General features: G+C 46.8%; 12 protein-coding genes. 2 read left to right on the top strand and 10 right to left on the bottom strand.

What is annotated here, in order from left to right:
• Positions 1-21: 21 nt before the first annotated feature.
• Positions 22-1,089: a glycosyltransferase gene (locus AC3WS5_RS01375; RefSeq protein WP_492465398.1), complete on the bottom strand. Its 1,068-nt coding sequence runs from the start codon at positions 1,087-1,089 to the stop codon at positions 22-24.
• A 149-nt stretch (positions 1,090-1,238) separates the two neighbouring features.
• Here AC3WS5_RS01375 and AC3WS5_RS01370 point away from each other — a divergent pair, with 149 nt between their 5' ends.
• Complete coding sequence (locus tag AC3WS5_RS01370; RefSeq protein ID WP_492465397.1) at positions 1,239-1,907, top strand: DUF4290 domain-containing protein; 669 nt, start codon at positions 1,239-1,241, stop codon at positions 1,905-1,907.
• A 51-nt stretch (positions 1,908-1,958) separates the two neighbouring features.
• On the opposite strand, the gene AC3WS5_RS01365 is transcribed toward AC3WS5_RS01370, so the two are convergent.
• The 6 genes from AC3WS5_RS01365 to AC3WS5_RS01340 are packed head-to-tail and all read right to left on the bottom strand — an operon-like array spanning position 1,959 to position 6,574.
• Entirely contained in the window at positions 1,959-3,893 is a 1,935-nt protein-coding gene (locus AC3WS5_RS01365) for a TonB-dependent receptor plug domain-containing protein (RefSeq protein WP_492465396.1), read from the bottom strand.
• A gap of 8 nt (positions 3,894-3,901) precedes the next feature.
• Complete coding sequence (locus tag AC3WS5_RS01360; RefSeq protein ID WP_492465395.1) at positions 3,902-4,297, bottom strand: hypothetical protein; 396 nt, start codon at positions 4,295-4,297, stop codon at positions 3,902-3,904.
• 57 nt (positions 4,298-4,354) lie between these two features.
• The gene (locus AC3WS5_RS01355) at positions 4,355-4,768 is read right to left on the bottom strand and encodes an MGMT family protein (RefSeq protein WP_492465394.1); all 414 of its coding nucleotides are present in this window, start codon (positions 4,766-4,768) and stop codon (positions 4,355-4,357) included.
• Complete coding sequence (locus AC3WS5_RS01350) at positions 4,740-4,931, bottom strand: C1orf53 family protein (protein WP_492465393.1); 192 nt, start codon at positions 4,929-4,931, stop codon at positions 4,740-4,742. The genes AC3WS5_RS01355 and AC3WS5_RS01350 overlap by 29 nt, the downstream gene beginning before the upstream one ends.
• Positions 4,918-5,622, bottom strand: a complete 705-nt coding sequence (trmB, locus tag AC3WS5_RS01345) for a tRNA (guanosine(46)-N7)-methyltransferase TrmB (protein WP_492465392.1) — start codon at positions 5,620-5,622, stop codon at positions 4,918-4,920. The genes AC3WS5_RS01350 and trmB overlap by 14 nt, the downstream gene beginning before the upstream one ends.
• Before the next feature lie 19 nt (positions 5,623-5,641).
• Positions 5,642-6,574: a DUF3078 domain-containing protein gene (locus AC3WS5_RS01340; RefSeq protein ID WP_492465391.1), complete on the bottom strand. Its 933-nt coding sequence runs from the start codon at positions 6,572-6,574 to the stop codon at positions 5,642-5,644.
• 632 nt (positions 6,575-7,206) lie between these two features.
• Between AC3WS5_RS01340 and AC3WS5_RS01335 the strand changes: the two genes are divergently transcribed.
• Positions 7,207-7,680 (top strand): Lrp/AsnC ligand binding domain-containing protein, encoded by a 474-nt coding sequence (locus AC3WS5_RS01335; RefSeq protein WP_492465390.1) that lies wholly within the window; start codon positions 7,207-7,209, stop codon positions 7,678-7,680.
• A gap of 42 nt (positions 7,681-7,722) precedes the next feature.
• Here AC3WS5_RS01335 and lysS read toward each other — a convergent pair whose 3' ends face one another.
• The 3 genes from lysS to AC3WS5_RS01320 all read right to left on the bottom strand — a co-directional run bounded on the left by lysS (position 7,723) and on the right by AC3WS5_RS01320 (position 12,085).
• The gene (lysS, locus tag AC3WS5_RS01330; RefSeq protein WP_492465389.1) at positions 7,723-9,246 is read right to left on the bottom strand and encodes a lysine--tRNA ligase; all 1,524 of its coding nucleotides are present in this window, start codon (positions 9,244-9,246) and stop codon (positions 7,723-7,725) included.
• Positions 9,247-9,408: 162 nt separating this feature from the next.
• A complete protein-coding gene (locus tag AC3WS5_RS01325; protein ID WP_492465388.1) occupies positions 9,409-11,583 on the bottom strand; it encodes a PspC domain-containing protein in 2,175 nt (724 codons plus the stop codon).
• Between the two features lie 22 nt (positions 11,584-11,605).
• Complete coding sequence (locus AC3WS5_RS01320) at positions 11,606-12,085, bottom strand: PadR family transcriptional regulator (protein WP_492465387.1); 480 nt, start codon at positions 12,083-12,085, stop codon at positions 11,606-11,608.
• Positions 12,086-12,467: the final 382 nt, after the last annotated feature.

Genomic DNA, 12,467 nt, shown 5'->3' with positions numbered 1-12,467 from the left:
TGCAAATTTATGAAATTCAGGTCAGGCCTGCAAAAGACGCCGGGTCATTTCCCGGATAATCTCCTGCGGATCGATCTCGGCAAGACGGGTTTTTCCGGCTTCAATGTTCTTTTCCCGCATCGCCTCATTTTTATAAATCTGCATCATTTTTTCTGCCAGATCAGCAGGCTGGGCCGCCGATGCTGTCAGCACAATATCTGAATAATCTTCAACCGGTCCGCCAGGCAGGGCAATAACCGGTATTTCCGCCGTCAGCCCCTCAAAGACCTCCAGTGGGTAGCGTTCGCTCCCCGACACCGTTATCTGAGCATACGCAGCCGCTAATAATCCCGTAATTTCCCCGGTGTTGTCGAGGGATTTAAGCACGACGTCATACCTGTATTTGTAAGTAGACAGGCTTTCAGTAAGCGCTTCTTTGTTTTTGCCCGAGCGAAGGCCCACGAACATTTTCCATCCACTTTGTTGCCGTTGTTTGAACAATGAGAAAGCTTTCAGTAAAAGAACAAATCCCCCCGTGTCAAGGTCAGCATCACAACAAATAAAATACTCTTTTTGGTCTGTGTATCGCTCTCTTATCTCAAGCTTTTCATCGAAAGTAATCGATTGGGTGGATTCGGGGCGAAGGCCAGGGACGGTCAGTATTTTGTTTTCATGCCCGGCCATCTGTAGTTCTAATTTCGCTTTAAGCCAGGGTGAGGTTGCCAGGATTCCCTCGGCCTTATGCAGTTTTTCGGCCTGCCCGCTGGTCAGAAGTTCAGGATCATCTATCACCAGCCACCGCCTAAATCCAGGCAGTTCGGGCCCGTCCCCGTCGAAAGAAATAACTGTACTGATCCCGTGTTGTTTTAGTTTCTTCTTCAGTTGGTTCCTGCGCCTCCATTTGCGCCCGGGAAATGGGGGCCCTCCGGACGGAAGGACTTCCGCGCGAAGATTTGAGGGAATATTAGATGATCTGGGCATTCGAGTCTCTGAAAATAAGAAGACCGTACCATTCTGCCATTCTTTGCATAAATAGTTGGTTATCAATTTCGTAATTTGCCCCTTTTTAGATCTTTCAAAATAGCTGTCTGTCAGGATTCCGATATTCATTGGTTTTGATAGTCGGGCTGTGGACCCTAAATTCTTTTTTTTTATAGAATATTAATTTCCGTTTATCTTTGTCGCTTAGCTGCAAAGGTATGACGCATAAAACACTTTAATCGTACTAAACTCTTTGCGTTCAACTCCGACTTTTATTTATGGAATATAATACCACGAGAAATAAGCTGGCTATGCGAGAGTATGGCCGTCATGTACAAAAAATGGTAGAGCACCTGATGACCATTGAGGATCGGGAGCAGCGGCAGAAAAATGCCAATGCATTGATAGAGCTCATGGGTTTTCTGAATCCCCATCTTAAAAATATAGAAGATTACAGACATAAGCTATGGGATCACTTATTTTTGATTTCTGACTTCAAACTGGACGTTGATTCGCCTTATCCAAGGCCGACGAGGGAAACGCTTCGGGTGAGACCCAAGCCGATGCCGTATCCCAACAGGATATCCAAGCTGGCGCACCTCGGTCGTAACCTGGAAGAGATCATTGAGAAGGCGCTGAAAGAGGAGGATCCGGAAAAGAAACAAGGCCTGGCCAACGCTATCGCTTATTACATGAAACTGGCTTATAGCAACTGGCATAAGGAGATTGTGCATGATGACGCTATCCAGGCTGAACTTAATGAGATTGCAAACGGTGAACTGACCTTTACCAATACGCCATCTGTAAAGGTTTTCCGCACGCCTGAAACCACCCGCGAAAGATCAACGTACACAAAACGTAGCAAATTTCAGCAGAGAGGCAACGGTAATACAGGTAACCGGCGCAATGGCAACGGGAATAATGGGTATAAGAAGAAACGGTTTTAAATTACTTTTTAATATTACAAAGCCGGTGAGATTCTCACCGGCTTTGTTGTTTTAGTGCTTGTTGAAGTTGAAGTACACCCCCGCCTGCACCCACCTTCCGGGCATTTGTACGCCGGCAAAGTCGCGATATACACGGTTAAATATATTGTCCATCTGGACAAAGAGACCCGGTACTCTATCCCCGAAATGCCAGGAAGCACGTCCGTTCAACAGAAAATAATCCTTACTGGCACCAACCGTGTTTCCCTGCGGTTGCTGATCCTGCAGATCTTTGTAAATGCCGTTAAAGTTAAACTTCAGCGCCCCGTACCTGTACTCAAGCATGAAGTTACTCAGGAGCCTGGCATGTGAAGAGATGTAAAAAGAAGGCCGCGCCTCACTGCTGCTGCTGTACAACCAAATAAAACCACTGGTTAGTGAAATTTGATGTTGCGCATTAAATTTCACCAGATATTGAAAATCCGTTTCCCAGCCGGTGGTGTTGACGGAAGAAATGTTTTTGGCAAGTCCGTAAGATGCAGAGGGCGAAAGGTTATCCTTGCGCGGCATCTCAGTGTAAGGTGTTGTCACCCAGTCGATAAGATGCGTATGATAACGTTGGAAAAAGGTAGAGGAAAGCCTGAAGACGGGCAAAAACAGATCGAAGCCTGCTTCATATCCCCAGGACCTTTCCGAATGCAGCCCGGGAAAGCCCACGCGCTGACCGGCGCTGACCAACGTTTTCCCATAGTTATTATAACGTTCTGTGAAATCAGCATCTCTGATGGTTTTTCCACCGCTGGTGCGCAACTGAAGCCTGTTGATTTTGTATGAGAGAGTCAACTGAGGCACCCATTCTGCCGGCAGACTACCGATCATTTCCAACCGGAGAGAAGGCGTGATTGTGAAATGTTCGCCGGCTTTCTGAACCAGACTGGCAAACGGAGCGCCTGTGCGCAGCGTGTGATCGCCCCGGTCGTTGGAAGCGATCGATTTTTGAATAAAATCTGCACCCGTGATCAGTGTACTCTGATCTGAAATCCGTTGCCTCCAGAGCAGACGGGATTGCCACAAATCCGTTTTATTACTATTGGCCATTGAAGAGGGATTAAAGGCAAACTGATCATCCAGGTTCTTGTAGGCCGCACTCAGTGATAATCTGGTGTTCCCGTTCTCGTACCGGAGCCCTGCCTGTTGCCACCAGGTGGTGACTTTTTCAGAAGCTGTATCGGCAACACTTGAAGTGTAGAAGTTCTGCGCCGCGAAATCCCGGTTGTCATAGGATGCACGGTAGTTAAGAAAAAACCGGGGACTTAGTCGGAATCCTGCCCCCGCGGAGACAGTTGTATTGTGGACAAATCCCCGCGTGCCCCGTTGCTGCACGCCATTTGCGTGATTACTGAGAACGCCTGCATCGAGGCTCATTTTTTCCGTTTGTAAGTAGCCACCGCCCTGAATATGTACCAGCCCATATTCGCCGGCGGAGGCTTCGGCGCTGATACCGTTTCTGTTTTGCGTGCCCGGCTGGAACGCCTTCGTGATAATATGGATTACACCACCAACCGCGTCGGCGCCATAAATAGCGGCTGACGGTCCCTTGAGGATTTCAATCCGGTCGATCTGTGCCGGCGTAATGGGGAAGTAAGCCGTGAAGTGACCCGTGTTCGGATCGTTTAGTCTCATGCCATCCAGGATCACCAGGACCTGCTGGAAAGTACCGCCGCGCAGGGTTATGTCGCTTTGCGCACCCAGCGGCCCGCGGGTTTGCACGTCCACGCCAGGTACGAATTTCAGTAATTCATCCAGCGAGTGGACCGGAACGCCAGCAAGCGATTCACCTTTGATAATGGTAATGTTACGGCCCGTCTCAGAACTTCTTCGCTCAACCAATGAGGAGGAAACCGTGACCGGATCCAATACGACATCGGTATCTCCGGTTTGCGCAGCTACCCGTTGCACAGAAAATAAGGTTGTCATTGCCAAAACTGTTAAAAATCCTTTCTTCATATATCTTATCATTTGTTTTTTGCTGATTGATTAAAATAAAAATGGCCGGAAGCAATCATCACGAGAGCTTTCAGCCATGCTGAATAATGAAGTCCACGACGAACCCGCGCCGGTTCGCAGCCGGGTGTCGTATTTTTATTTCGTCTAAATTCCGGAATGATCAATTCAAGGTTATCTTCCGGCGGATCTTCCGATGCTAGGGCAATAATCCCCGGGTCAAAATTCTTTTCATCCGATTCAGCTCCCTGGGCCGTACTTTTTTGCTTACCAAGCAGCCTGTCCGCGATAATCGTTTTAAGATTTCCAATGGTGACATGCTTCCCAGTGCTGTGAAAAGCCGCAAAGGATTTTCTGCTCCAATGTCTGAAACGCAGCGAGACCAGCCTGGAACGAATCTGAATCATGTTTGTGTATAAATGAAAGCTTTGCAGCAGGCGCTAAAATTCAGCAGCCTTGTTGATTTATTCCTCGTCGCCCGAGTGCAACAATTCGCTGACCGGGTCCCAGAACCTTGTTTTGTAATCAGTCACTTTGTTGTCTTCTACCGGTACCCCTTCACTTCGCAGCAGGTTTTCCATGGTCACCGGCGTTTCGAAATGGAATTTTCCGGTAAGTAGTCCCTGGCTGTTTACCACCCGGTGGGCAGGTACCGGAGGTTCAACGCCGCTGCTTCCGCTGAGCGCCCAGCCGACCATCCGGGCAGATTTGCCTGTTCCCAGACATTTTGCGACAGCCCCAAAGGAAGTGACCCGCCCATAGGGTATCAGCCGTACAACAGCAAATACCTGCTCAAAAAAGCCCAGATCCCTGGAACCGGAGGGCTTGACGGCCCTGGGATTCTCACTCTTATTGCTCTTTTTGTTTCTTTCTTTCATGCAATAAACGGGATTTTTCAGGTTCGGGCACATTTACATAATTATAAGGACAATGCCTGCATCCATTACTGCAGCAATAACCACGGATCAGGTGGTATTTTTCTGTCAGTACCACCCTGCCTTTCTGGTCATAATAATAATGTTCGCCTTCAATCCAGTTCATACCTGATTGCTTCTTTCAGGTCCGCATCCATTTCCGGACCCGGCAGCCGGGCCGGCAAAGTAAAGGATAAATAATGAATGCGCTCACTTTGTGCGATGTCCAATTGCTCATAGTGCGTGCGGATGTAATATTCCGGCGGGAGATCTTTCTCCTGGTAAAGATTGTCAAACTCCCGGAGTAGCCGACAACCATACATGTCCAGGACCGTTTTGGTAAAACGGTAAAGGTTGGGACTGTCCGTTTTCAGGTGAATAATACCGCCCGGTTTCAGTACCTGGTGATACAGTCTCAGAAATTTTGGATGAGTCAGTCTTTTTTTGGCTTTGGAAAATCTGAGTTGGGGATCGGGGAATGTGATCCAGATCTCATCCACGCCGGCTGATTCGAAATAAAGAGGTATCATTTCGATCTGGGTCCTCAGGAAAGCCACATTATCCAGCTTTTGCCCCAGTGCTTTTTTTGCACCCACCCAAAGGCGGTTGCCTTTTATATCCACACCAATAAAATTTTTTTCGGGATACAGCGCGCCCAGTCCAACAGTGTACTCGCCCTTGCCGCAGGCCAGTTCGAGGACCAGCGGATGTTCGTTTTCGAAAAGTTGTTTCCAGTTGACGGGCCGCTCTTCGGGGTATTGCAATACGTTTGGAAAGCCCTTTAATTCCTCAAATCTGATTAGTTTTTTTTGTCCCACGAAACCTGGTTAAATGTGTTTACAAGAATTTATACATGATCCCGACGCCGAAAATTGATTTAACCTGGAGTGCCGGCGATTTTTTCTCAGGTCCGAAAAGTCTGACGTCATCATCATAGATCAGGTCGAGGTTGTAAGTCACCGCGAACGCCTTCCCGATTTTCATTGCGAGGAGGTTGGTAAAGAACAGGTCTACATTTTGCGGGTTGTGCAGGTAGTTGGAATAGAGGTCCAGGCGCCCATTGTAGGAGAAGACCTTATTAAATGCTTTATTGTAAATCAGGGATGCGAAGGCTCCCACTTCGGTTTTAAAATGTTTAAGGGTGTCAACACCGTAGGCGCCGTGAGCAGAGAGGGTATCATCGGCCACCACGGTAAGCCGTGCGGTCACAGGTGAGACGAATGCTGAAAAATGGTCATCCGGCTTAAATTCCAGTCCGGGGCTGACCAGAAAATAACCGGGAGCCATAAATTTTGAAGTCAGCGTCTTTGTGGTATCGCTATCATAAGTAAATCCCTTCAGCATTTGGGAGCGAAAATTGAAGAGCAGGCCCAGATTCCATTTTGGAGATACCTGATGGCCGTATTTAGTTAAAAAATCGATCCGGTCATCATTTTTACGGGTACCCAGACTAGTGGTATTCATGAAGCCGAGGTTTAGGTTGAGCAAATTATCCCAATATCGCCTGTCCTTTTTGTAATGAGCGTTCAGGTTTAGATTGGAGTTGATTGCCAGTGAAAATTTATCACCTCCCGCGGCCCAGTTGCTGAGGGAACCCTGCGCTACGTTAATATTGAAAATACCGCCGGTTTTCCAATTTTTGTTGGAAGTGTCCGCCGGATTTTTGGAAATAGATCTTGCGGCTTCTTTTTTAAGTTCTTTAACGATCTTGTCCTGGGCCTGGACGGCCATGCTCAAGAGTAAAACGGCAGCTAACATGATTTTATGCATAGCGTTCAGGTTTGCTGCAAATGTATGCAGATCGGGCCATTTGATGCAGCCGTTATTGAACACGCACTACGTGGTTCCCAGATTTGCCCGCCAAGATTGGAAGTAAAGGCTTATCAGGTTATTAGGGAAAATAAATGGACATTTGTTTATAGACATTTCTTAAGTTTGAAGGGCGAAACGCGGGGAAAATAAGTCTGGTAAGCTATCCGTTGGAGAAAAACGGTCATCTAAACGGCCAGCAAATAAAAAATAAAACCCTTATAACGTTGAGATATAAGGGTTTGTCATAAAGATTGAGCTGTAGGGGGAGGGTTCGAACCTCCACGGAGCAGTTAGCTGCTGCACAAACTTGTAGAAGGTGCTACCTTCAACCTACTGGTGGTCAACCCCAGTCGGTGGCGCTGCAGCGCCATCGGCTTTATGCAGTGTTTATCCTGTGCTCTCCACCCCCGAGACAAGAGGGTATGTCTGCCAAGAATTTCATCACCCCACAGTATAAAAGAACTTTGATAAGACAAAATTAAATAAAATAAACTAATGATTGCAAATAATTTAATGAAAATTTGGAAAGTTTAGAAAACGTTCAAATATTTGTGCCATTAGTTTAAAATCGTTAAAAAAACAATGCTGAAATGAGTAACAAATTGAATCTTGACAAACTGGATCTGCAGATTATTCAGCACATGACTGATAATGCGGAGATCTCTTATGCAGATTTGGGAAAAAAATTGTTTGTATCGGGTGGCACCATCCACGTGCGGATCAAAAAACTGGAAAAAGATGGCGTTGTCCTGGGCACGAAACTGAATACCAACCTGAAACTGCTTGGTTATGATGTAATTGCTTTTATCGGCATCTACCTGAAAGAAAGCTCGCTTTACGATTCGGTCGCAAAGGAACTATTTAAAATTAGGGAGATAGTCAGACTGAACTACACGACGGGTAATTACAGCATGTTTGCCGAGATTGTTTGCCGGGATATCAGCGAATTGCGTGTTGTGCTGCATGAGAAACTCCAAAAAATCAAAGGCATTGAAAGAACCGAAACCCTAATCAGCCTTGATGAAAGTTTTTCCAGGAATGTGCAGGTTATGAAATTGGATTGACGTCGCCGGACGCTTTCAAAATTCCCCGATAACAGATCCGGATTAATCCTGTTTTTCAGGCCGCATCTGCGGGAAGAACAGGACATCCTGAATGGAAGGCTGGTTAGTGAGCAGCATGACGAGCCTGTCAATGCCTATTCCGATCCCCGACGTGGGTGGCATGCCATATTCCAGTGCCCGGAGAAAATCGTTGTCGATATACATTGCCTCCTCATCGCCGCGCTGCATCAGTCTGGCTTGCTCTTCAAAGCGCTCCCGCTGTTCAACCGGGTCGTTGAGCTCGCTGTAGGCATTTGCAATTTCGCGGCCGTTGATCATCAGCTCAAATCTTTCTACGAGCCCCGGCTTACTGCGATGTTTTTTGGTTAGCGGGCTCATTTCAACGGGGTAATCCACAATGAAAGTGGGTTGAATATAATATTCTTCACACTTTTCGCCGAAAATGGCATCGATCAGTTTGCCTTTACCCATCGTATTGTCCACGTGAATCCCAAGCTCGCGGCAAAAACTGCGCAATCCTTCTTCATCCAGCCCGCTGATGTCATGTCCGGTATGTTCCTCGATGGCGTCAAAAATACTTATACGTTTGAAGGGCGCTTTAAAAGAAATGGTCTTATCGCCCACGGTTACTGATGTTGTTCCGCATACTTCAATGGCGGCTTTTTCCATCATCTGTTCCGTGGTCTCCATCATCCAGAAATAATCCTTATACGCTACATAAAATTCCAGGATGGTGAACTCGGGATTGTGTGTCCTGTCCATACCCTCATTTCTGAAGTTCCTGCTAAATTCGTAAACCCAGTCAAATCCACCCACAATCAGTCTCTTCAGGTATAATTCATTGGCTATCCGCAAGTAAAAAGGAACGTCCAGGGCGTTATGATGTGTGATAAAAGGACGGGCTGCAGCTCCCCCTGGGATCGATTGCAGCACAGGCGTATCCACTTCCAGTGCTCCCTGCGCGTTTAGAAAGTTTCTCATCGAGTCAATAAGCCGGGTACGTTTGATGAAAGTCTCCCTGATGGCCGGGTTGATGACCATATCTGCATAACGTTGCCTGTATTTGAATTCGGGGTCAGTTACTTCATCGAATACATTACCCTCTTCATCGCGCTTGACCACCGGTAGCGGCTTCAACGATTTTGATAAGAGCGTCAACGTTTTGACGTGTACGGAAGTTTCTCCCGTTTTAGTGATAAATACATACCCGGTTGCACCAATAAAATCGCCCAGGTCCAGCCCATGTTTTACAACGACATCCCAAAACGACTTATCTTCTCCGGGGCAGAGATCATCACGCCGGAGATAGAGTTGGAGGATGCCCTGTTTGTCCTGTATTTTGATAAAGAAGACCTTCCCCTTATCATTTATACTCATAATGCGGCCAGCGACGCAAACGTCTGCATATAGATCTTTATTATCTTCGGTAAAGTTTGATTTTATATCTGCCGAATAGTGGCTGACGGGATAAAGAGCGGCAGGATAGGGGTCGATCCCCGCCTCCCTGAGTTTCTGTAATTTTTCCCTCCTGATCAGTTCCTGTTCCGAGAATTGTTGTGTGCTCATTAACGTTATCATTGAAAGGGGCAAAGATAAATGAATAGCCGGAAAGCCTGCGACTGAATGGATTTGCTTTTCGTAGAACTCCTTTTGGTGGAAGGACCGGCGTTCACAAAAAAATGCGCGAGGCGAGCCCGCCCCGCGCATCTTCGACTTGATTTAGGTTGGCTACTGGCCCAGCTTTTTCCTCAGTTCCTGCAACTCCCGTTCCTTTTGCTCCATTTCTTTGCGGAGAGCAGCTTTTGACGCATCATCGTCTTTTGGCGGAGCGATGGTGCCGCTGTTACCTCCCGCTCCATTTGGGGAGATGGCGTCCTGATACCGATAAGGTTTCGAGCTCTCCGAAGCCGGGTTTTTTGCAGAGGCTGCACTACCTGGTTCACCCCAACTATAAGATGTTCCGGATCTTGTTGAATCGGTTGCAACTATTTCATTACCCTTCATCAGATTACCACTGGCATCCATAGTGTATTCCACATTAGTCCGATAACGGTTGAAATCACCTATGTCACCCCAGTTGCCGCTGACAAAACCCCGGTTACGGTTGAAGGTTATCTGTCCGCTATTGAGTTTTGACCTGACACTGGGGTCAATCTGTATTTTCCCTCCTACGGGTACCTGCACTAACACCGTCAGGTTCTGAAAGCGATATTTGCTATTTTTATCGATGGCATAACCACTGGGAAGATCAAGTACGCTGTCTTTGAAGCTAATGGGGTAACTAATCTTCCGGATACGGCTCATGGCTTCTTCATCTGTTTTGCCAACTGCCTCTTTTCGGAGTGTGACGTGAAAAATCGAATCGGCACTTTTTTCAAATTTGATATTCACGGTAGACAGCCGAAGCGTATCATCAGTCATGCTGAATCCCCGCATGTCGTCTCCCCGGTTCATCCACCGAAAATCATTCTTATATTCAAGTCCCGATTCGGTTACGGTCAGGAACATTTTTCCATTCGGCGGCTGAGAAATATTGACCGATGTTTCCGTCTGTTCGTCTCTTTTAAGGTCATTGGATACGCTGGTTACGAACATGATCAGGCAAACCCATCCAACTACCCACAAACCCCCGAACATCCAATTCAGGTAATTCCCGGGAGTATGGATGCTGAAGATCATTCGGATCAGATAGACCAAAATACCAACAATGGGTGCGCCTACGAAAAACAGCAGGGTCCCCCACGCCCACATTTGCTGCTGATCACTTGTCCAAAGAAAATTATTTATTGGCGCCCAGGCTAGTCCGCTGAAGACAAAAGCAAGGAATGCAATAAACAGGGAGATGGCAATGGTTCCTGCAATGAAAATAAAGATAGCTTTGAAAATCATGCCGATGACATATCCTGCGCCCGTGCCACCTCTTCGGGCCGCCTGGCCAAATTCTTTCCCAAATTCACGCCCCCTCGTGCTGGCGAAGGTTCCAGCCTGCTGGCCGAATTTGCGGGCGGAATCCTGCATTTCTTTACCAACGTTTTGAAATCGCTCCTTCACATCACCCATTGTGTTTTGAACGTTTTCCCTGATTGTATTCAGGTCTACGGTCTTGCCATACATTTCCATTTTTTCATACGGACTCTTTGCTTCGGGCAGAATGATCCAAAGTACAATATAAGCCAGGATAAAAGTTCCCGTCAGTGAGCCAAAGAACAGGTTGGGAAACAGATCGAAGTGATCGTTCCAGCCCCAGAAATGCATGCTTTTCAAAATGCTCAGGATCAGGGGGATGGATAACACCAGGCGAATATGATTGGGATTGATGTTGAAGTAAGCGCCCAGCCCGCCGGCAACTCCCCCAAGGACGCGATCGTCCGGATTCCGGAACAAACGTTTACCGTGATAAACGTTCATATTGCGTGCCGGGAGGACGATCCAGAGTACGAGGTAAATAAATACTCCGGTGCCAAAACCGCCCAAAGCAATGATGGCAAACAATACCCGAACTAGTGTAGGATCGGTGTTCAGCCAGTTGGCGATTCCGCTGCAGACTCCCCCCAGTATCTTGTTGTTTGCATCGCGGTAAAGACGGCGTTTTTCCTTGAATCCAGTGCCGGCTGTGTGTTCCTCTTCTCCGGCGTTTTCCTCGCGGTCAAAGTCTTCGGGCTGACCCATTGATGCAATCATTTCCTCCACGTCTGCTTCCGTGATATGCGGAGCACCTTTACGGATTTTATCACTCATGAGTTCGGAATACCGGCTTTCGATATCGGCTATGATCTCATCCCGGCCTTCCTCATTTTTGAAGTGCTCCCGGAGGTTGTCGATGTAGGCCCTGATCTTTTCGTAGGCTGTGTCTTCGATGGCAATATTCCGGCCCCCTAGGGTTATTTGGATGATTTTTTTCATTTTTTATGGGGTTTGTTGGTTTTTACAATTTTGCGGTAAGGGTATTGATAGCCTCTGATAGTTCTTTCCAGGTTAATTCCAGTTCGCCATAGAATTTTTCACCTTTTGGGGTCAGCGAAAAATATTTCCTTGGGGGGCCGGCTGGGCTTTCCTCCCATCGGTAAGTAAGCATTTCCGCATTTTTTAGCCGGGTCAGCAGTGGGTAAAGTGTTCCTTCCAGTATCAGCAGACCTGCGCGCTTCATCTCCTCAATGATATCGCTTGGATAAGCCTCCCCCCTTTTTATCACCGACAGGATACAAAACTCAAGAATTCCTCTTCGCATCTGACTTTGTGTATTTTCGATTTTCATTTTCTGGAATTGTGGTACAAAGATATTGGTATCGGGTAGTATTAGGCAATGCAAAGTACTGTTATAGGCGTAATAAGTCGGTAAGCGGCGGTTAATCAGCGGTGACTGGTTGTCTTCCGGTACCCGACCGGCTGTTAGATAAGACAGCATTTTTTGAATGCAATACGGGTCTTTTGCCGGTGCAAAATCTTCATCTTCATGGGTTGGTGAATAATTTAGTTATTATTTTTCACCAACTGTTGATAATTATACTCACAGCCTGATGTCTTTCGTTATTTGTTTGCTTTTTTGCCCGTTAAAGATCATTATTCAGGACATTGGATCCTTTTAAGAAATGATGCCGGGTTTTTTTTTATAAAAAAGAGACAAAAATATCCGGGAATTTACGATATTTGCGCTTCGGCCTGATTTTTGTTCAAGTCCCTTTTTGCGGTCAAATTCAGATTGCAACTAAACAGGAGATTTATCATTTGGTCATTGCCCATCAATCGTTGTTTGATCGGTCCTATCAAATAATGATTGTAATTTGTCG

The sequence above is a fragment of the Niabella sp. CPT15-335-S11 genome (assembly GCF_058792415.1).
The sequence above is the reverse complement of the archived record's forward strand: the minus strand, read 5'-3'. Positions and strand labels throughout refer to the sequence as shown.

What these genes read in the sequence shown, in the direction of transcription:
- AC3WS5_RS01375 (WP_492465398.1), bottom strand. Translation starts at nt 1,089, where the DNA reads ATGAATATCGGAATCCTGACAGACAGCTATTTTGAAAGATCTAAAAAG.
- AC3WS5_RS01370 (WP_492465397.1), top strand. Translation starts at nt 1,239, where the DNA reads ATGGAATATAATACCACGAGAAATAAGCTGGCTATGCGAGAGTATGGC.
- AC3WS5_RS01365 (WP_492465396.1), bottom strand. Translation starts at nt 3,893, where the DNA reads ATGAAGAAAGGATTTTTAACAGTTTTGGCAATGACAACCTTATTTTCT.
- AC3WS5_RS01360 (WP_492465395.1), bottom strand. Translation starts at nt 4,297, where the DNA reads ATGATTCAGATTCGTTCCAGGCTGGTCTCGCTGCGTTTCAGACATTGG.
- AC3WS5_RS01355 (WP_492465394.1), bottom strand. Translation starts at nt 4,768, where the DNA reads ATGAAAGAAAGAAACAAAAAGAGCAATAAGAGTGAGAATCCCAGGGCC.
- AC3WS5_RS01350 (WP_492465393.1), bottom strand. Translation starts at nt 4,931, where the DNA reads ATGAACTGGATTGAAGGCGAACATTATTATTATGACCAGAAAGGCAGG.
- AC3WS5_RS01340 (WP_492465391.1), bottom strand. Translation starts at nt 6,574, where the DNA reads ATGCATAAAATCATGTTAGCTGCCGTTTTACTCTTGAGCATGGCCGTC.
- AC3WS5_RS01335 (WP_492465390.1), top strand. Translation starts at nt 7,207, where the DNA reads ATGAGTAACAAATTGAATCTTGACAAACTGGATCTGCAGATTATTCAG.
- lysS (WP_492465389.1), bottom strand. Translation starts at nt 9,246, where the DNA reads ATGAGCACACAACAATTCTCGGAACAGGAACTGATCAGGAGGGAAAAA.
- AC3WS5_RS01325 (WP_492465388.1), bottom strand. Translation starts at nt 11,583, where the DNA reads ATGAAAAAAATCATCCAAATAACCCTAGGGGGCCGGAATATTGCCATC.
- AC3WS5_RS01320 (WP_492465387.1), bottom strand. Translation starts at nt 12,085, where the DNA reads ATGCTGTCTTATCTAACAGCCGGTCGGGTACCGGAAGACAACCAGTCA.